The sequence below is a fragment of the Polynucleobacter sp. UK-Kesae-W10 genome (assembly GCF_018881575.1).
Classification (GTDB): Bacteria; Pseudomonadota; Gammaproteobacteria; order Burkholderiales; family Burkholderiaceae; genus Polynucleobacter.
Genome location: NZ_JACVQB010000001.1, coordinates 1,026,033 through 1,045,598, shown reverse-complemented (window position 1 = coordinate 1,045,598; position 19,566 = coordinate 1,026,033). Strand labels below are relative to the sequence as shown.

General features: G+C 44.0%; 23 protein-coding genes. 4 read left to right on the top strand and 19 right to left on the bottom strand.

Annotation, left to right across the window (positions count from 1 at the left end):
- Positions 1–19: 19 nt before the first annotated feature.
- Together ICN24_RS05460 and ICN24_RS05455 are read right to left on the bottom strand one after the other, a co-directional pair.
- Positions 20–1,627: an ABC-F family ATPase gene (locus ICN24_RS05460; RefSeq protein WP_216221887.1), complete on the bottom strand. Its 1,608-nt coding sequence runs from the start codon at positions 1,625–1,627 to the stop codon at positions 20–22.
- A gap of 111 nt (positions 1,628–1,738) precedes the next feature.
- A complete protein-coding gene (locus ICN24_RS05455) occupies positions 1,739–2,449 on the bottom strand; it encodes a queuosine precursor transporter (protein WP_216221886.1) in 711 nt (236 codons plus the stop codon).
- Positions 2,450–2,543: 94 nt separating this feature from the next.
- Here ICN24_RS05455 and ICN24_RS05450 point away from each other — a divergent pair, with 94 nt between their 5' ends.
- Entirely contained in the window at positions 2,544–3,722 is a 1,179-nt protein-coding gene (locus ICN24_RS05450) for an acyl-CoA dehydrogenase (protein WP_216222249.1), read from the top strand.
- On the opposite strand, the gene mnmH is transcribed toward ICN24_RS05450, so the two are convergent.
- From mnmH to ICN24_RS05365, 17 genes are all read right to left on the bottom strand, one after another.
- Positions 3,715–4,791: a tRNA 2-selenouridine(34) synthase MnmH gene (gene mnmH / locus ICN24_RS05445; protein ID WP_216221885.1), complete on the bottom strand. Its 1,077-nt coding sequence runs from the start codon at positions 4,789–4,791 to the stop codon at positions 3,715–3,717. The genes ICN24_RS05450 and mnmH overlap by 8 nt on opposite strands.
- 9 nt (positions 4,792–4,800) lie before the next feature.
- Positions 4,801–5,178: a thioesterase family protein gene (locus tag ICN24_RS05440; RefSeq protein WP_255532573.1), complete on the bottom strand. Its 378-nt coding sequence runs from the start codon at positions 5,176–5,178 to the stop codon at positions 4,801–4,803.
- A gap of 62 nt (positions 5,179–5,240) precedes the next feature.
- Positions 5,241–5,624 (bottom strand): TIGR01244 family sulfur transferase, encoded by a 384-nt coding sequence (locus tag ICN24_RS05435; protein WP_011902657.1) that lies wholly within the window; start codon positions 5,622–5,624, stop codon positions 5,241–5,243.
- 11 nt (positions 5,625–5,635) lie between these two features.
- The gene (locus ICN24_RS05430) at positions 5,636–6,082 is read right to left on the bottom strand and encodes a YeeE/YedE family protein (protein ID WP_216221883.1); all 447 of its coding nucleotides are present in this window, start codon (positions 6,080–6,082) and stop codon (positions 5,636–5,638) included.
- Position 6,083: 1 nt separating this feature from the next.
- Positions 6,084–6,521 carry a YeeE/YedE family protein gene (locus ICN24_RS05425; protein ID WP_011902655.1) on the bottom strand — a complete coding sequence of 146 codons (438 nt, stop codon included), beginning with the start codon at positions 6,519–6,521 and terminating at the stop codon, positions 6,084–6,086.
- A 25-nt stretch (positions 6,522–6,546) separates the two neighbouring features.
- Positions 6,547–7,668, bottom strand: a complete 1,122-nt coding sequence (locus tag ICN24_RS05420) for a YeeE/YedE family protein (protein WP_011902654.1) — start codon at positions 7,666–7,668, stop codon at positions 6,547–6,549.
- A 19-nt stretch (positions 7,669–7,687) separates the two neighbouring features.
- Entirely contained in the window at positions 7,688–8,005 is a 318-nt protein-coding gene (locus ICN24_RS05415) for a hypothetical protein (RefSeq protein WP_216221882.1), read from the bottom strand.
- A 59-nt stretch (positions 8,006–8,064) separates the two neighbouring features.
- The gene (locus ICN24_RS05410) at positions 8,065–8,868 is read right to left on the bottom strand and encodes an MBL fold metallo-hydrolase (protein ID WP_255532572.1); all 804 of its coding nucleotides are present in this window, start codon (positions 8,866–8,868) and stop codon (positions 8,065–8,067) included.
- 165 nt (positions 8,869–9,033) lie between these two features.
- The gene (locus ICN24_RS05405; RefSeq protein ID WP_011902651.1) at positions 9,034–9,471 is read right to left on the bottom strand and encodes a DsrE family protein; all 438 of its coding nucleotides are present in this window, start codon (positions 9,469–9,471) and stop codon (positions 9,034–9,036) included.
- A gap of 24 nt (positions 9,472–9,495) precedes the next feature.
- Complete coding sequence (gene soxB / locus ICN24_RS05400; RefSeq protein WP_011902650.1) at positions 9,496–11,226, bottom strand: thiosulfohydrolase SoxB; 1,731 nt, start codon at positions 11,224–11,226, stop codon at positions 9,496–9,498.
- 47 nt (positions 11,227–11,273) lie between these two features.
- Positions 11,274–11,912 carry a sulfur oxidation c-type cytochrome SoxX gene (soxX, locus tag ICN24_RS05395; protein WP_011902649.1) on the bottom strand — a complete coding sequence of 213 codons (639 nt, stop codon included), beginning with the start codon at positions 11,910–11,912 and terminating at the stop codon, positions 11,274–11,276.
- Between the two features lie 19 nt (positions 11,913–11,931).
- On the bottom strand, positions 11,932–12,744 hold the full coding sequence (soxA, locus tag ICN24_RS05390; protein ID WP_011902648.1) for a sulfur oxidation c-type cytochrome SoxA: 813 nt from the start codon (positions 12,742–12,744) through the stop codon (positions 11,932–11,934).
- A 45-nt stretch (positions 12,745–12,789) separates the two neighbouring features.
- Positions 12,790–13,098, bottom strand: coding sequence for a thiosulfate oxidation carrier complex protein SoxZ (gene soxZ, locus ICN24_RS05385; protein WP_011902647.1), 309 nt, complete (start codon positions 13,096–13,098; stop codon positions 12,790–12,792).
- 54 nt (positions 13,099–13,152) lie between these two features.
- Complete coding sequence (soxY, locus tag ICN24_RS05380; protein WP_011902646.1) at positions 13,153–13,605, bottom strand: thiosulfate oxidation carrier protein SoxY; 453 nt, start codon at positions 13,603–13,605, stop codon at positions 13,153–13,155.
- An 83-nt stretch (positions 13,606–13,688) separates the two neighbouring features.
- Positions 13,689–14,771 (bottom strand): c-type cytochrome, encoded by a 1,083-nt coding sequence (locus ICN24_RS05375; protein ID WP_011902645.1) that lies wholly within the window; start codon positions 14,769–14,771, stop codon positions 13,689–13,691.
- Complete coding sequence (soxC, locus tag ICN24_RS05370) at positions 14,755–16,110, bottom strand: sulfite dehydrogenase (protein WP_011902644.1); 1,356 nt, start codon at positions 16,108–16,110, stop codon at positions 14,755–14,757. Before soxC ends, ICN24_RS05375 begins: the two co-directional genes overlap by 17 nt.
- 50 nt (positions 16,111–16,160) lie before the next feature.
- Positions 16,161–17,021 carry an MBL fold metallo-hydrolase gene (locus ICN24_RS05365; protein WP_048812083.1) on the bottom strand — a complete coding sequence of 287 codons (861 nt, stop codon included), beginning with the start codon at positions 17,019–17,021 and terminating at the stop codon, positions 16,161–16,163.
- Positions 17,022–17,167: 146 nt separating this feature from the next.
- On the opposite strand from ICN24_RS05365, the gene ICN24_RS05360 reads away from it, so the two are divergent.
- The 3 genes from ICN24_RS05360 to ICN24_RS05350 are packed head-to-tail and all read left to right on the top strand — an operon-like array spanning position 17,168 to position 19,542.
- Positions 17,168–18,409: an FAD/NAD(P)-binding oxidoreductase gene (locus tag ICN24_RS05360; protein ID WP_216221880.1), complete on the top strand. Its 1,242-nt coding sequence runs from the start codon at positions 17,168–17,170 to the stop codon at positions 18,407–18,409.
- Positions 18,410–18,411: 2 nt separating this feature from the next.
- On the top strand, positions 18,412–19,221 hold the full coding sequence (locus tag ICN24_RS05355; protein ID WP_011902641.1) for a sulfite exporter TauE/SafE family protein: 810 nt from the start codon (positions 18,412–18,414) through the stop codon (positions 19,219–19,221).
- A 12-nt stretch (positions 19,222–19,233) separates the two neighbouring features.
- Complete coding sequence (locus tag ICN24_RS05350; RefSeq protein ID WP_216221879.1) at positions 19,234–19,542, top strand: high-potential iron-sulfur protein; 309 nt, start codon at positions 19,234–19,236, stop codon at positions 19,540–19,542.
- Positions 19,543–19,566 lie beyond the last annotated feature (24 nt).

Here is a 19,566-nt window from a genome sequence, read left to right as displayed (position 1 = left end):
ACAACCTACCTTGCTAGTGTTATCCAGCCAATTCTTGACTGCGTAAGTATTCCTCATAGGTACCAGAGTAGTCCACTACAGTGCCATCCATCTTGACTTCCAAGATACGGTTAGCCAAGGCAGACACAAACTCGCGATCATGCGAAACAAATATCAGAGTGCCATCAAATTTCTCTAAGGCAATTTGCAAGCTCTCAATGGATTCCATATCCATGTGATTGGTTGGCTCATCCATTGCCAGGACATTGTATTTTTGGAGCATTAACTTACCCCAAATCATGCGACCCTTTTCACCACCAGAGAGAACCTTTACTGACTTACCAATATCATCGCCAGAGAATAAAAGACGACCTAAGGTGCCTCGAATCACCTGATCATCGTCACCAGTGTTGCGCCAGTTATTCATCCAATCCATCAAGAGCTCGTCTTTAGCGAACATTTCAGTATTGTCTTGCGGCATCACGCCTACGTTGGCATTCTCCGCCCATTTCACGTCGCCGCTATCAGCAGCAATACCTTCAAAACGTTTGCTCAAAATCGTTTTGAGAAGAGTTGTCTTACCTGCACCATTTTGACCAATGATGGCAATTTTTTCACCAGCCCGTACACCCAACTTAAAGTTCTTAAAAATAACGCGGTCATACGCCTTAGTCAGTGCATTGCACTCCACAGCCATGTTGTGCAGTTTTTTCTCAGCCTCAAAACGAATGAATGGGTTTTGACGTGAGGAAGGCTTTACTTCCACAATCTCAATTTTTTCCAATTGCTTCTGACGAGAGGTCGCTTGACGTGCCTTAGAAGCATTTGCAGAGAAGCGGGCCACAAAGGCCGCTAATTCGGCAATTTTTTCTTTCGCTTTTACGTTATTACTGAGTTGTTGTGTGCGCGCCTGCACAGATGCCAACATGTAGGAATCGTAGTTCCCTGGATAAACCTTCAGCGTTCCATAGTCCATATCGGCCATATGCGTACAAACTTCATTGAGGAAGTGACGATCATGGGAAATGATGACGATGGTGCTCTTAATTTGATTGAGGATATCTTCTAGCCAATGAATCGAGTGAATATCCAAGTTATTTGTCGGCTCATCTAGCAATAGAACATCTGGATCAGAAAACAAAGCCTGCGCTAGCAATACGCGCAACTTCCAACCGGGAGCAACATTGCTCATGGGGCCATTGTGTTGCTCAATAGGAATACCAATACCTAGCAATAACTCCCCTGCTTTTGCTTCTGCTGTATAGCCGCCGTACTCAGCGTACTTACCTTCAAGCTCAGCAGCCTTCATGTAATCTTCATCGGTTGCTTCAGGGTTTGCATAGATAGCATCGCGTTCAGCGGCAGCTTTCCACATTTCTTCATGACCCATCATCACCACATCGAGTACGCGGACATCTTCGTAAGCGAACTGATCTTGACGTAATTTACCCAAACGAATACCAGGATCTAGACTGATATTTCCGCTGGTAGGCTCTAATTCGCCGCCAAGGATTTTCATAAAGGTAGATTTACCGCAACCGTTTGCGCCAATCAGGCCATAACGATTACCGCCACCAAACTTGACGGAAATATTTTCAAACAGAGGCTTTGCCCCAAACTGCATGGTGATATTAGATGCTGACAGCACGGATGTTTTCTAGCTTTCTGAAATTCAATTCAAGGGGTGCCCCCAATTCACAGGGGCAAAGACCGTTATTTTAACGTTTTCAAGCCAGGAAAGGCTTAAATAGCCCCGGGATCAAACTTTGACCCGAAATGGGGTGAAATTCGTATGAATATCGAAGTAATCCTCGTTTTCTTTGCGCTTGAGGAAATTCACCACCCAATAGGTTAATGGGGTTGCCAAGACCTCCCAAGCGGTCTTGAGGGCATATTGCGCTAGAGCGACCTGTATGACCTCATCGGTTGGCCAGATGCCATAAAAAGCAAGCAAGTAAAAAAACGAGGAGTCTACTAGCTCACCAACCGCAGTAGAGCCAATAGTACGCATCCACAAGAAGCGTCCTTGCGTCCAAATTTTCATCTTGGCCAATACAAAACTATTGGTGAAACTACCACACCAAAACGAAAACATTGAAGCCAAGGCAATACGCCAGGAATTCCCAAAGACGGTTTCCAAACCCTGCTGGTAATTTGCCATGTACTCACCAGGAGCCACAGGCAAAGCAATCACGATCTGCGCCATGATGGCTGCAAATACTAAAGCAGCAAAGCCAGCCCAAACGGCACGTCGGTCATAGGCGTAGCCATAGACTTCGGTCAGGATATCCCCGAAGAAATAGGAGATCGGAAAGAACAGAATACCCCCGCCAAATGGCACGGTCCCGAAATACGGCAAGGTCACTACTGCGGCTTTCCCGGCGCCAATAAAGTTCGAGCACAAAAGAACCACCACAAAGGCAGCCAAAATGAGGTCGTAATAGCGATGGTGACGTCTAGGGGAGTCCATATACCGGGAAAAAATGGATAATAGGATGAAGAATATCCGTATTCCTGGAAATACGCAGGAAGCAGAAAAATCAAACGACAGGATGACTAAAACTATGAGCAAAGCCAGCTTCAATTGGGCAGACCCCCTCCTCCTAGATACCCAGCTGAGCGAGGAAGAACGGATGGTTCGGGATGCTGCCGCCGAATACGCCCAAGGCCGCTTAATGCCCCGTGTTCAAGAGGCTTACCGAAATGAGACTACCGATCCAGCGATCTTTCGTGAAATGGGTGAGCTTGGCTTATTAGGCGTCACCATTCCAGAACAATATGGCGGCTCTAATTTAAATTACGTTTCCTACGGACTCATTGCACGCGAAATCGAGCGCGTGGATTCAGGCTATCGATCTATGATGAGCGTGCAATCCTCATTAGTCATGGTGCCAATTAATGATTTTGGTACTGAAGCCCAAAAACAAAAGTATCTCCCTAAGTTAGCCAGTGGTGAGTGGATCGGTTGCTTTGGATTAACTGAACCCAACTATGGCTCTGATGCTGGCGGGATGATCACACGCGCTAAGAAAGTTCCTGGCGGCTTTTCTTTAACTGGCTCAAAGATGTGGATCTCTAACGCACCTATAGCCGATGTATTTGTAGTGTGGGCAAAAAATGATGAAGGCATCATTCGCGGCTACATCCTTGAAAAAGGGATGAAAGGATTAAGCGCTCCCAAGATCAGCGGTAAGTTAGGTCTACGCGCTTCTATCACCGGTGAAATCGTGATGGATGAAGTATTTGTACCGGATGAAAATGAATTCCCAGAAGTGACTGGCCTCAAAGGCCCCTTTACTTGCTTAAATTCGGCTCGCTACGGTATTTCTTGGGGTGCATTAGGTGCTGCTGAGTGGTGCTGGCATGCTGCCCGTCAGTACACCTTAGATCGCAAACAGTTTGGCAAGCCTTTGGCTGCCAATCAGCTGATTCAAAAGAAATTGGCTGATATGCAAACTGAAATTGCACTAGGTTTACAAGGCTGCTTGCGTTTAGGTCGCATGAAGGATGAAGGTATCGCCGCCCCAGAAATTACATCCATTATGAAACGCAACTCTTGTGGCAAGTCTTTGGACATAGCGCGTATGGCACGTGATATGCACGGCGGCAATGGCATCTCTGATGAATATGGTGTGGCTCGTCACATGATGAACTTGGAAGTGGTGAATACCTACGAAGGTACTCATGACATACATGCATTGATTCTAGGTCGCGCGCAAACTGGTCTTCAGGCTTTTAGCTAGTCTTCAGTTTTGCTACGATGGCCTTTGCTGCATTGGCGAAGGCCTCATCACTATCACTCTCGAGTTGCACATAATTCTCAATGTTGTATTGAGGAAAATTACGCACGATTGAGGATTGATAAGATGGGTCATAGTGCTTTACCAGTAACTCCTCAACCAATTCTGGGAAATTACCTGCATCAATTGCCTCATTCCACTTGGCGATTTGCACTTTTCCATAATGAGCTGTCAGCAATGCTAACTTGGCTTTGAAGTTATTAGTATCACTCAAGAAATGATGGTACTCACGAATCAACCAAGATACCCGCGTCTGAGTACTAGACCTCAGCTCAATGCAGGCGCCATTGCGAATTTTTTCCATCAATGCGTCGGGGATATGTACACCCCCAACCTTCTTGCTTTCAGACTCAACTAATACAGTCTTGCTAGGATCTAAAGTACGGAAGGCATTCCATAGCTTTGTTTCAAAGCCTTTTTGTGAGGGCTGCTCAATATTGGGCTCATTACCCAGCACTGATCCCCGATGAATTGCCAGAGCCTCAAGATCCAAGACTTGCGCGCCTAGCTTCTGAGCCTCTTGCAGAATTCTCGTCTTACCGCTACCCGTCATTCCACATACAACCAAAAATGTATATTGCTTAGCAGCTTCTTCCAGACCATCAATCACTGTCCGCCTAAAACCTTGATAGCCACCTTCGAGCTGTTTAGCCTTCCAACCTATCCGATTGAGAATATGGGTAAAGGCGCCACTTCTCTCGCCGCCGCGCCAGCAATAAATTAATGGGCGCCATTCACGTGGCAAGTCTAGTAAGTGATTTTCCAGATGATTGGCAATATTGCGAGAGACCAATGCGGCACCCAGTTTTTTAGCGGCAAACGGTGAGAGTTGTTTATACAAGGTACCGATTTGGATGCGCTCTTCATTGCTCAGAACGGGATAATTTACCGCTCCAGGAATATGGTCTAACGCAAATTCTGCCGGTGATCTCACATCAATCACAAGATCAAACTGATTTAACTCTGTAAGAAATTGATCTAATTTAAGAATATGGGGATTACTAGGTTGCATGCTGCCAGACTAGCGTAACTTCTGCAAGATATCGTCTGGCCAAGGCGCGGACTTATTGGTAGTCAGATCTACCCAGACCATAGTTGCACCTCCAATAGCTGCTTCGGTCTCTGGGTGAGTCGTCAAGGCCATACTGGTGTAGACATCCATACTAGTTCGCCCGATAGCGCCAATGGAAGTTTTGAGAATGAGCTCTCCAGGATAAGAAAGCTGTTTGTAGAAGTTACAAAAACCGTTCATCATCAACATAGAATTTCTGCCAGGAGCTACTTGATAGCCCAAGGAAGTAATCCACTCTACTCGCGCCTGCTCCATATAACGAAAGTAAATCGTATTATTAACATGGCCATATGCATCCATATCACCCCAACGAATGGGGGTGATCATCTCATGAACGAGCTTGCGCTCCGAAGGTATATCAATGCGCATGAAGAGTATGTGTGGCGGACTTATCTAACTTGCAATGCAAGTTGATACAAATTAGTTGACCGTGCTCCAGAGCGGCAGAATGCCAGCACTGGTTCGGGCATTGTTGCTAATAAACGCGCCATCTCAATTACTTGCTCAGGCGTAATAGCGCCAGAGACTACCGGCAAGTATGCGTAATTTAAGCCTAGCTTTTCTGCTTCAGCCTGTATATCAGCATTCTTTGGTTGATCAGGGCCACCCTCACCGTCTGGACGATTATTAATGACACTTTTATAGCCTTGTTTAGCAATCTCTGCTAAATGAATTGGCTCGATTTGGCCAAGAGTACCGAATTGTGCATTATGGCAAGAAATTGGAAGACTCATCACACCCTCTGTTTTAAATAAATTTTTGATAAATTTCATTTGATTCTAAATTATGCTTGTTTTGGTTTCTGCTTATGGGCACTAAAGAATCGCTCACATACTTTCATTCCCACCAGCATCGCCACGATAAATACAAAAGCCTTTAAATAGCCAGCGCCCAAGGCAACAATAGCTGGTCCAGGACAAATACCTGCTATTCCCCAGCCAATACCAAAAACAAAGCTGCCAATAACTAATGGCTTAGTGATATCACGCCTAGTAGGAACATGCAAAGCACCCCCGAAAAAGGCTTCACTTCTTTTGCTTACAACATAAAAGCCACCTAAACCAACCAGGATTGCGCCAACCATCACAAATATCAGAGAAGGATCCCAAGATCCAGCGAGATCAAGAAAGCCTAAGACCTTTTTGGGATTGCTCATCCCGGAAATAATTAATCCCCAGCCAAATAAGACACCAACTGCGTACTGGCTAACGAGTCCAAAATGTTTTCTCATCTCAGGCTCCGATCAAATGACGCAAAACGAACACTGTTATAAAGCCTGCGCCCATAAACGTCAGAGTTGCAACCAAAGAACGTGGTGACAGTCTGGATAAACCACAAATACCATGACCACTAGTACAACCTGAGCCATATTGAACGCCAAAGCCAACCAGTAAACCGGCTGTTATGATTCCAAGCCACTCTGTATCAATCTGAATAATGGGGCGAATATCAAAAATTAAGGCCGCCAAAAAAGGGGCAGACAATAATCCAAGCACTAAGCTAAGCCGCCACGTGATGTCCCCTGCTTTGGGATGGATCAAGCCAGAAACAATACCGCTGATTCCTAAGATTCGGCCATGAAGTACTACATAAAGCGCCGCTGCTACACCTAGCATCATTCCACCAAGTAAGGATGGAATGGGTGTAAACGAAAGCCAGTCGATTTGCATTACTTGTTTTCCAGTCTCTTTGTCGTTAACTGCAAGGATTGGGTGCTAAACGCATCTGTAGATAGCGTACACCTAAATAACCACCAAAAATAAATCCTGGTAACGCCAATAAAGAACCTAGGGCTAGAGTAGATATGCCACTTAAACCTTGACCCACTGTACATCCTAACGCAGTGACACCACCAAAGCCCATCAGGGCTGCTCCAACCAAATGATTAGCCGTATCTTCTGAATTATGAAATGATTCCCAGCGAAAAGATTTAGTCATGACTGCAACGACTGCAGATCCCAAAATCATCCCGACAACCGCAACAATGCCAATCGTAAGTACTTTAGAGGTATCGCTATACATCATTAACCAATCCAAAGAATAAGCATATGGTGCAACAAATGAAAGACTCTCCATCTTCCCGGAATTAGTGAGTAAAAATACTTCCTCAAGCGTATTTGGATCCTCGGCAAGGTGTCCAAGGCTGCCTGATACCCACCAAACGGCAGTAATGGCAAGACCGACCGAAATACCAGCAAAAATATTTTCTGCAGTTCTAAATGCTTTATCCGCTAAAGCATACGCAATAAATGCAATTCCAATAATCAAGCCAAGCGCTAAATGCAAATTTGCTCTCGCCATGCCAAGTGGTGCTGAAAGTAGGCTAGGCAAATCTTGTGGTGAAGCGAATGTGATAAATACAGTGTCTAAAGTATTGATCCGAATAACACCTAAAAATCCTCGCAAAGTCATGTATGCAGTTAAACCCAAAACCATAAAGACAATCACTGACTTTAAATTGCCGCCGCCAATACGCACCAGGGTCTTGCTACCACAGCCAGATGCAAGCACCATACCCATGCCAAATAAAATACTTCCTACAATCGTTGAGAGCCACAAAAACTTATTGCTTGTGTAGATCGTCTTCAAAGAATCAATCAAACCTAAGTGAGCCAAGAATGTAAAACCAAGAATGGCCACTCCAATCGCTAGGAACCACTGCCTTAATCGATTCCAGCTGGAAATAATAAAAACATCGGAGATGGCACCCATGGTGCAAAAACCCGTTTTTTGCATCACCATACCAAGTGCAAAAGTAATAGCAAAAGTTGTCCAAAGAACTGCTTTTCCTAAAGAGTGGATATCAAGGACTTCCATAGTAATTAGATTCAGAAAATTAAGGCTTGAATTTATAAAATTGCTTATTCAAATAAGCAGTGACGTCAGCCTCATCTTCAGGGAAAAGATCAAGACGTAACTCAGTGTTGCAGCGCTCAACCATCGATTTCAGCTTTGCTAAGGAATTCACCTTGCTGTCAGATCTTGTATAAATCGCATCCCCATTACCAAAGGCAGTTTTCTTTGAATGACAGGAATAACACTTATGTTGGTCAATTTCTTTGCCATTTTCAAGATTCGCGGTCGCAAAAGAGCTCACACTGAAGCCAAACATGGCTAAGGCAAATGACGTACGAATAAATGCGGTGAATTTCATTACAAATCAGTGATTTATGGCATAAACCACTATTTTAGAGCCAAGTGACTAATTTCACCTTATTCCGCCTGAATCGATAAATAAACGTTATAGGCATTCATGCGATTAGCCGCTCTAAATAAAGGCATACCTTCATATTCAGACCAGTCGGCCTGCTTATAGGCCTCTTCAAAAGGATCCATATTAATTGCTGAGGGCGACATCGATTCTCGTAAATACTTGAGGTAGCTTCGAGTAAATGCAATATCTTCAGCTGGATTGACCGAATAAGCTCCGTGACCCGGAATAACAATATTAGGCTTAAGTTGCTCGATTTCATCCAATGCGTGTAGCCACCCCTTGCTATCTGCATTACCCACAAAAGGAATGCGACCCCGAAATACCAAATCTCCAGCAAAGAGTACTTTTTCTGAGGGCACATACACCATCAAATCTTCAGGAGCGTGAGCTGGACCAACACGGGTGATGTAAAAATCTATTCCACCAATAGTCAATTTAGTCTTTTGATCGATCCAAACATCGGCTGAAATTAATTTTGTGTTGGCATTTACCCAAGGTGAAAAATCAATTCGTGACGCGATTAATCGTTGCTTTGCTGTTTCAGAAGAAAGGTAATTTCTACCCTCGCCTTGGGCATAAATCGTTGCACCGATTTTTTTAAATTCCTGCAATCCATAAACATGGTCTGCGTGATAGTGGCTTACGATGACTGCAACGACTTTTTGATTCGTGACCTTCTTAATTTCAGCAATTAGCTTTTGCGCAAGAATGGGCGAGCCCAAAGCATCCACCACCACTACACCGCCGGGGGTGACTACAAAACCAGCATTAGATATAAAGTTTTGATTTGCACTACTTCCCATTTCAGGGCGCCCCTGTAAAAAATAGGTGTGTGGTGCAACTTGAATTGGCCTAAGTAATATATTGTCAGGAGCGGCTATCTGGGCAAAGGTGGACCCAAAAAAGAATAGGGATCCAATCAGGACCCCTATCGAATTACGTAATAAACCAATCATTTCGGTTAATCGTTATGGCTTGATATAAGCAAAGCCATCCTTGTATTGCAAGTCCGCAACACGAACAACACCTGATGGAGTGAAATCAGCATCGAGAATAAATTGATCTTTCTTAAGATTGCGATTTTTTAAAGTAATTTCACATACTTCAAATTTGACGCCACGAGACTTCAATGCCCCAATCAGTGGTGCGTACTCGATATTATTTTTCTTGTCTTTAGCACCTTCCATCAATAAATCAACGCCATTGGCATGGGTGACGACAATGATGGTGGTATCAGGGGCCGTATCCAAATGGTTACGAATATTACGCAACCCCTTTAGACCTTGTGATTCAGCATCATCAATGTGATAAACCACTTTTGTTGCGCCTGTGTGCTGTGCAAATGCCATTGAACCAAGACCAAAAGTCAGTATGGTGGCAAGAAATAAGTTGATGAGTTTTTTCATCTCATTGACCTTCAAATAAGGGGGTTAAATAGGAGCCATACCAGGGTTGTTAGCAACCCCTTTAACAACGGGCTCATTGAGTTTCACTGCTTTGACAACCTTCACATCTTTTAGGTGACGTTCAATCACATCCCAAATTGGCTCACCACCAGCGTTTTTAGCCTCTTCACTTACAGGCGCCCAACCGGCAACCTTATATGTCTTGCTAGCTTCAATAGATTTGCCATTTAAACGCATATCCGAGATGCGATTTCCAGCGCTCTGGACTGGATCGATGGTGTATTGCATACCCCCTACGCGCACCATATCACCTCCTTGTTGATAGTAAGGATCTGGGTTGAATAAGTTATCCGCCACATCTTCTAGGATAGTTTTAATGGTTTCACCAGTCATATTAGTAACAGTGGTGTACGGGTAAGTAATGGCTGTTTGATCTAACAGGTTTTCACGTGTAATGGCTTGACCTGGCAATAGACTTGTTCCCCAGCGGAATCCTGGAGAGAAGGCAATCTCAGCATTCTTCTGAGACATCAGACCATCAAGAATCAGTTGATCAAAACTACCATTAAAGTTACCGCGACGATACAGAAGACCTTCGGTAGTTGCTAATTTCTCATTTAGCTTAGTTTCATAAGGTGCCCTGACCTTTGCTATCAACTTATTCATTGCTGGATCGGCAGGAATCATGTTTGAGAAGATAGGGAAAAGTTTATAGCGGAAATCTACAGCCTTGCCACCCTTCACATCAAAATCTAAAACACCCAAGAACTTACTGTTAGAGCCAGCATTAGTAACTAGGGTTACACCTCCAGAATTCTTAACCTTTACTGGGATAGGAACGCCGTCATGAGTATGGCCGCCCATAATTGCATCTAAACCACTCACACGGGAAGCCATCTTCAAATCAACATCCATACCATTGTGAGAAAGCAAGACGACTACTTTAGCGCCCTTAGCTTTAACCTCATTGATTGTTTTTTGAAGATTTTCTTCCTGAATACCAAAGGTCCAATCAGGCGTGAAGTAACGGGGGTTTGCAATTGGGGTATAGGGGAATGCCTGTCCAATAATGGCAACTTGAATGCCATTTTGTACTTTCATAACATATGGATTAAAAACAGAATCGCCAAAATCTGCCGTCTTAATATTTTGCGCAATAAACGAAACTTTACCTTTGAAATCGCCGTTTACGATCTCCATTACACGCTTTTCACCCAGAGTCATTTCCCAGTGAGGCGTCATTACGTCAACACCCAATGCAAGTGCTGCATCAACCATATCCTGGCCATTAGTCCAGAGGGCTGTACCTGATCCCTGCCAAGTATCTCCTCCATCAAGCAATAACGCACCAGGGCGATTTGCCTTCATTTGTTTAATGAGGGTTGCCATGTGAGCAAAGCCACCCATCTTGCCGTAATTCTGTGCTGCAGCGACATAGTCTAAGTATGTAAAAGCGTGCGCATCACGAGTGTCCGGGGCAATACCATTTGCCTTTAAAAAGTATTCGCCTACTAGGTGCGGTGTTTTGCCTTCTTGCGAACCAATCCCAATATTTACATTAGGTTCACGGAAGTAAATTGGCAATAACTGAGCATGGCAGTCTGTGAAATGCAAAAAATGGACGTTACCAAATTTAGGCAAATCATAAAATTTTTGCGCATTACTTTGAGCGCTTACAAAATTAGATTGGAGGCTCATCCCTCCTGCAGATGCTATAGCTAAAGCTTGCAAAAAATCGCGACGACTTAATGACATAAGATTCCTTCTATGAAAACAGGCCTATCGGCCTGTCTTTCATTTATTTATTGATTAACTGGTGAAGTTGGATCCAATAGCAATGCCATCAAATCTTGAATTTGCTGCTCATTCAAGAGCTTAAAATGAGCAAACCGAGGCATATTGCTACAAGCGTTATATGCCTTTGAATTATTGATCCGATTCCAGGTATAAACCACTAACTCTTGAGAGTTACCGCGTAACTTTCCATAGTTCCAAAGAGAAGGCCCAATCGTTCCATAAGAAATTTCTTTCTTATCGATTTGATGGCAGTTATAACAACCGCCGCCAATTGGAGTATCAGCTTTGTCAGTCCAAGTGGCACCACGACCGCTTTGGGCAATCGCTTCACCCTTTTTCCAGTCACCAATGTACTTGCCATCAGATGGCTGCTTAATATCATCCATATTGATTTTTTGGATCTTTTCACGCATCCCTTGGGCTTTTTCACTACTAGCAAATACAGGGTCAGAGCAAAACTTTTGTGTTTCATCTTGTTGAATGCGATCTAAACCAGCAATACCCTCAGCCCTAAAACCATCCTTCATCATTTTGTTAAATTTAGGATCATTTTGTTGTTGAGCAAAGACACTACCCTGCGTTAAAACCAGAGTTAAAGCTATTCCGGTAAAAGCGAAGATGGATTTAATGTTCTTAGTTTTCATTTTCTCTATCTCTTATCCATTAACGCTTCAAACCAGGGGTCTCTACTATTCCACCATTGGCATTCTTTGCCATATACATAGATAACGCTATGGTGACATCGGAGGCATAAATTGGGAATGGGAAGCGCTGTTGACGATAGCAATCATTTAAACGTTGTTGCATGGTCCAAAATTGGCCGCTAGATACGCGATATGCAGGCCAAGAACCCCATCCCATCGCTGCGCCCTTCTGAGTCGTCAAATTGGGGAGATCCTGCAAGCGAATGCGTTTACCATTTTCTCCATGACACGATGCACATGAGAAGTCCATAGGGCCGCCTTCGAAATAAAATGCACGCTTACCGAGCTCATACATCTCTTTTTCTTTTGGGTGATTGGTGCTGACATTAATCTTTTCACCTTTAGACAAAGTGACGACGTAAGCAACAATAGCCTCCATGTCCTTTTTGGGGCCCACTTGAAATGGTGCATCAATCATTTCTTTTGGGTTACGACCTTGCAAGTTCTGCATACAAGTCATCAAGCGCGACTCAAGATCTTGCACTCTATTGGTATCTTTGAAGTAACGCGGCAACTGCGCTGCCGCGCCCTTCACAACTCCTGGTCCAAGGCCTAAGTCACACTTTTCTAGCGTGGCATTTTTGGGGCCAGTAGGTTTCTTCCAAAGATCTTCGCCAGCAGCCTCATATAGTTCTGAAGGATTTCCATCAGCAATCATCTCACGATACTTTGCGATCTCATCAGAAGCTGTTTGGGCAAACACTGAAGATGAAATCGATAAGCTCGCTGCTAATATTCCTAGGGCCAAGCCCAAGGTGAATTTACGATGCATTTGTTTCCCTTTCAAAACTATGAAGGCAATAATAGGAGGCAATACTTAAGAAGCAGTAGCTTCGTCAGTACGCTTATCGCCCTTATTATCCAGCCAGCTAACTACAATTTTGTCGCCTTTAGCGCCCTTGTATTTAAAGTTCAAAAATGGATCCTTAGATACTGCTGGACCAAATTGAGCATTTAAAACATCTTTGCCATTAGCTTTTACATTGATGGTGGTGATGTGCCATGCAGGAATTACTTTTCCTGATGCGTCTTTACGCTGGCCAGACTCCATATCATGCTTCATCAAAATTTTTACATCCACAATTCCACCGTTTTCGGCTGCTCTTACGCGCATTGGATCAGACATATGTTCCTCTTGTAATCTAGTAATTAGTTAAATGTTTATACAGATTGGGTGAGCTTAACCGCCACATCCGCCCAAAGTTACTTTGACTTCCTTAACAGCCATACTCCATTTACCATCCGCTTTAACTAAAGCATATACATTGGAAGTTTGACCCATCTTTATACGCGTAGTAATGAATGGCTCTGTGCCAGCGGGAATAAAGAATTGAGCAGCCAAAGCGCTAGGATTCTTTTCAACCAGGATAGCCATTTGTTCAGCCTTGAGCGTGGTTGTAATGCCTACAGGAACAACCGCGCCATTTTCGGCGATATCCGGAGCATTTAAGGTAACGGCAGCTGATTTATCAGGGCTGCCAGCACCCAATATTTTGAATACATCATCTAAACCTTTGCCCTCAAAAGCGGCTTTGTTCCACTCTTGTGCTTGAGCCACACTAATGAGGCCTGCAGAAGCCATCAAGCCAAAAACGGCTGAATACTTTAATAAACTGCGTCGCTGCTGATTCATAAAAAACTCCTTTTTTTAAGCTCTTAACGTGAATACATTATCTACTTTCCAATAAACCATACTGGCTATTTATTGGGTACTTCTTATTTACCTCCAGAAAGCACCCAAGTCACGAGCGCCTTACGATCTTCATCAGACAATTGAGACTGAGCTGGCATCGGAATTGGTCCCCAAACTCCTGAACCTCCATTCTTAACCTTAGCCATTAGCGTATCCAAAGCCCCACTTTGCCCTTGATATTTAGCAGCAATGTCGGCAACGGAAGGACCAACCAGCTTAGTGCTCATTGCATGGCAAGCCGTGCAGTTCTCGCTCTTAAACAATTCAGCTGGCCCCTTTTTAGAAGCATGTGTTTCAGATGCATGAGCTAAACCTTCGGCTGAAGCGCCTGGTAACTTAGTCAGGGGTGGTTTTGTAGAGTCAGATCCGCGGAATGGGCCATATTGGCGATTCTGCTCTGCAATGTTTCCGTGAGCATTTCGTGCGTAATCGGGCAACTCTGAACCAATTTGAACGAATTGCACACAGTTGGTCATGCAAGCAGTAGCGTGAACATCTGGTGTGCCTTTGGAATTCCACAAGCCATGCTTCAAAGTCATACCATTTCGGTTTGGCATTCGTTTTTGTACTTCAGCAATATTAGTGTTGCTAAGCACGAAATCATCAGGCACTACTTCCGCCATATTTAATAAGTAAGCCACCAATGCAAAGGTGTCATCCGGCGTGAGTGAGCGCGGAGCATTCCAAGGCATTGCACGATAGATGTAATCCCACAATGAAGAAACTGTCGCCACTTTCATAATGGTTGTCCTTTGGGGCTGCTTTCTATCCGAAAGGGAAGCTACCCTGCCCGTTTTAATATCATCCGTGGTTGTTCCACCAATGATGGGCGTAAATATCTCGTTAGACTCACCAAACGTACCATGACAAACAGAGCACTTTGCTTCCCAGAGTTGCTGACCTTTTTCTACCGAACCAGATCCCTTGGGAAGTCCTTTAAAGTCTGGTCGAACATCAATATCCCAGGCCGCAACTTCTGCCGGCGTAGCGTCTCTGCCGATGCCTGGATAGTGCGTGCTCGAATTCTGCGCAACCACTGAACCAACCGCAAAAAATGTTGTAACTGCAAACAGAGTGAATTTTGCAACTTTAGCCAACTTGAACATTGCTAACCTCCCCGTTTGTACCAACTTTCCAAGATTGAATAGCGTTGTTGTGATAAATAGATCGCGTACCACGCACATCTCTTAAGAGCTTGATTGACGGTTGCACGTAACCCGTGTCATCAATGGCTCGTGACTGCAAAATAGCTGGTGCACCATCCCACACCCAATTAATATTGAAACGAGTGAGCGCCTTTGTGAGAACTGGGGTTTCTAAGCGAGCAGTTTTCCAATTATTTCCACCATCGAAAGAAACATCTACTCGCTTGATCTTTCCTCTTCCGGACCACGCCAATCCGCTGACGTTATAAAAGCCTTTGTCCAACAATTGCTGGCCACCTGAAGGCGTTGTGATCACTGACTTGCATTCCTGTATCGAGGTGTATTGACGTGCCAGCCCATCGGGCATTAAATCGTTGTAATGAACAGCCTCGTCCTTGGTTGCATAGGGCATATCGCCAACCTCTAAGCGACGCAACCACTTAACCCAACTAACACCCTGAACTCCAGGAACGACTAAGCGCAAAGGAAAGCCGTTTTCGGGACGGAGCATTTCTCCGTTCATGCCCCACGCAACAATAGCGTCATTTAAGACATCTTCTAAATTAATGGTTCGGGTCATTCCCGAACCGTCTCCACCTTCCGCCAACAAATATTTTCCTTTTTTGAGGTCAGCACCACACTCCTCCAAAAGCACTGAGAGAGGAACGCCGGTAAATTCACAGCAAGAGAGCATTCCATGGGTGTACTGCACAGTTGGTACTGCAACATTACCCCACTCCAAGCCGGTATTTGCTCCACATTCAATAAAATGAATGCGCGAAACTGATGGTAAGCGCATCAAATCATTCATCGTAAACACACGATTGTTCTTAACTAAACCATTTACCATTAAACGATGCTTCTCAGGATCAATGTTGTACCAACCCTGATGCTGCCTTTCAAAATGTAAACCATTTGGCGTAATGATTCCAAACAAACCTTGTAGTGGCGTGAATGCAACTGATGCCGCAGATACCCTTGTCAATCCTGGCGATTCGCGACGAATCAAGTTCGCCTCGTAAATAGATGGTGTGCCATAAGGCATTGTGGCAACGTTTTTACCTAAAGTAGTCTGCCAAACTTGCTTCTCGAGAATTGCTGGATCACCTTCTGATGATGCAAGAGCATTCATGGATGTACCCAAACCTACCGCACCACCTACAGCGGCCATGAAACCATTTCGCATAAAGCCGCGACGTGTATTGTCCATGCCGTTTTTATTTAAATCAGCAATAAGATCTTGAGATAAAAAGTTTTCAGGGGCCTTCTGAATTTGACCTCTTCGTTTTGGATCTGACATTAAGGAAAAACTCCTGTAAATATAAGTACTAAATAGGGTTCTTAAATTCTTTAAAGGGCGTTAACTGGAATCTTGAGATAAGCGATTCCATTCGCTTCTTTAGGTGGAAATTCACCAGCTCGAATATTGACTTGAATAGCAGGAAGAATAAGGACCGGCATCTCTAAAGTGGCATCACGCTTTGTGCGCATCTCAATGAACTGCTCTTCAGAAATGCCGTCATGCATATGAATATTTGACTTTCTCTCTTCTGCAACAGTAGTTTCAAAATTAACTGGTCGACCATTTGGCGGATAGTCATGGCACATAAACAAACGGGTCTGCGGAGGAAAGCTTAGTATCTTCTTCATTGATTGATACAAGACATGGGCATCTCCACCGGGGAAATCACAACGAGCAGTACCTACATCGGGCATAAACATAGTGTCACCAACGAATATGGCATCACCAACTTGATATGCCATACACGCAGGAGTATGCCCAGGAACAAACATGGCCTTCAAACTCAGGTTACCAAAATGAATCTCTTCACCATCCTTAAGGAGACGGTCAAATTGAGAGCCATCAGTAGGAAATGTATTTTCTAGATTAAAAATCCCTTTGAATACCCCCTGCACTACTGAAATATGATCCCCAATAGCAACTTTGCCACCAAGCTTCAATTTCAAATATGGTGCAGCAGTAACGTGATCCGCATGCGCATGCGTTTCTAGAATCCATTCGGTTTTTAGATCATTTTTCTTAATAAATTCGATGACTTCATCTGCCATCTTGGTATGAGTACGTCCTGATTTAGGGTCATAACTCAGAACTGAATCAATAATGATGCAAGGAGACCCTACTTTTTCATAAACAACATACGTTACGGTCCAGGTATCTGGATCAAAAAAGCCTTTTACAACTGGATTCATTTCAATTTCGCCTAAGTAATATTTCCTAGTGCAATTATTTAATATTGCTGGTAAAAACACACTAATAACTAACCCTTATAAGCATATAACTATTAGTTATATAGAGACTATCTCCATATAACCATTGAGCAAGGAAGAAAGAGAAGATGAACACAAAGCAACAAATGGATGAGTTTGACGTACTTATTGCTGGGGGTGGTGCAGCGGGCATTGGCTTAGCTGCGAGCCTTAAGTGGCGGGACCCGTCATTAAAAATAGCCATTATTGAGCCCTCTGAAGACCACTATTACCAACCATCATGGACCCTAGTTGGTGGCGGAGCATTTAATGTAAAAAATAGTAAGAGAAAAACAAAAGACATCATTCCTCCTGGTGTCGTTTGGATCAAAGACAAAGTTACCGGATTCAATCCTGAGGCCAACGAAGTCATGATTCAGCACGGATCACCGGTTAAATACCAATTTTTAGCGGTCACCACTGGATTAAAAACTAAATGGGATTCAATTCCGGGTCTGGTAGAGGCAATTGGTAAAAATGGAGTGACCTCCAATTACAGCTATGACTACTCTCCGTATACATGGGAACTAGTGAAGCAAATGAAATCTGGTAAAGCCATATTTACACAACCGCCGATGCCCATTAAATGTCCAGGAGCCCCTCAAAAAGCGATGTATCTCTCCTGCTATGAATGGGAAAAACAAGGAAATCTGAAAAATATTGAAGTTGAATTAAATAATGCTGGAGCAGCCCTTTTTGGTGTCGCAGATTTTGTGCCTCCACTAATGGAGTATGTAAAAAAATATAACGCAACTTTGAATTTCAATTGCAACCTCGTTTCGATCGATGGCCCCAATAAAAAAGCAATCTTTGCAGTAAAAGATGCTGATGGTAATGTGACTCAAGTAGAGAAAACATTCGATATGCTTCATGTAGTACCCCCGCAAGGGCCCCAAGATTGCTTGATTGGAAGTCCTATTGCTAACGCTGATGGCTGGGTAGAGGTAGATCAATTTAGCCTACAGCACACGCGATATCCGAATATCTTTGGTCTCGGCGATTGTTGCTCCTCGCCGAACTCAAAAACTGCAGCAGCAGCTAGAAAACAAGTAGTGGTGGTTGCTGAAAATCTATTAGCTACCCGCTCTAAGCAGCCAATGCCTCTCAAATATGATGGATATGGATCGTGCCCCCTGACTGTTGAAAGAGGAAAGATTGTTTTGGCTGAATTTGGTTTTGGTGGCAAGCTGATGCCAACTTTCCCTTGGCTAATTAATCCACTTAAAGCAACTAAGTTGGCGTGGATTCTAAAAAAAGATGTACTTCCTTGGCTATATTGGAACGCAATGCTCAAGGGCAGAGAATGGCTTGCACGTCCATTTGAAAACTAACAATGGATAGCTTGTTCATTGCCTCAGCACTCGGGGCATTCGTAGGTATTCTGATGGGCCTCACTGGCGCAGGAGGCGGAATTCTTTCTGTTCCGCTACTCGTCTTTGCTTTTCATATGCCAATGTCCGAAGCGGGGCCCATTGCCTTAACTGCTATTGCTATTTCTGCGGGAGTTGGCGCTGTTATTGGATTGAATGCCAAAGTACTTCGCTACAAGGCGGCTATGTTTATGGCGATTTGCGGCCTCATTCTTTCGCCATTGGGTTTATGGGTAGCACAACGCGCACCCAATACACCAATGCTTTTACTTTTTAGTGCGGTATTAATTTATGTTGCTGCGAAAATGTTTGTGCAGGCAACGCAAACCATAGCAGGTAAAGCACCAGAGCTTACCAAACCACCGCCTTGTCAATTAGATATGTCTATAGGCAAACTCATCTGGACCGTTCCTTGCGCTCGATCCCTGATGCTTGCGGGAGCTTTTGCTGGATTTCTTTCGGGTTTATTGGGCGTAGGAGGCGGCTTCATTATCGTTCCTTCTCTCAAGAAATTTACTGACCTGCCAATGAAGGCTATTGTGGCAACTTCTTTAGGTGTGCTAGCAATCGTCTCTGCAGGAGGTGCAGCGGTGTCGCTGGTATCTGGCACGCTGGACTTAACTATTGCCGCGCCCTTTGCAGTAGGTTCTCTTGTGGGTCTTCTAATTGGAAAAGTATTAGAGAAAAATATTAGTGGTCCACGAGTTCAGCAAATCTTTTCTGTCTTTACTTTTTTAGTTGCACTTAGTCTCATTTACAAATGCTTTACCTAACCCGGGGAAAATATGAAATCATCTCGTCGTCAATTTATTATCATGTCTGCTGCTGGTGCCTGCACTCTAGCACTCAACAGCAAAGTTCAAGCTCAAGCTATGGTTGCTGATACTGATCCACAAGCTGTTGCTTTGGGTTACAAGTCTGAAGCTACTAAGGTAGATAAAGCGAAATACGCTAAGTACGCTGCTGGTCAACAGTGCGATAACTGTGCTTTGTATCAAGGTAAACCTGGTTCCGCTGCTGGTGGTTGCCCATTGTTTGCTGGCAAGCAAGTATCTAGCAAAGGCTGGTGCTCTGCTTACGCTAAGAAGGCGTAATACTTCAATGCCCCCAAAAGGCTG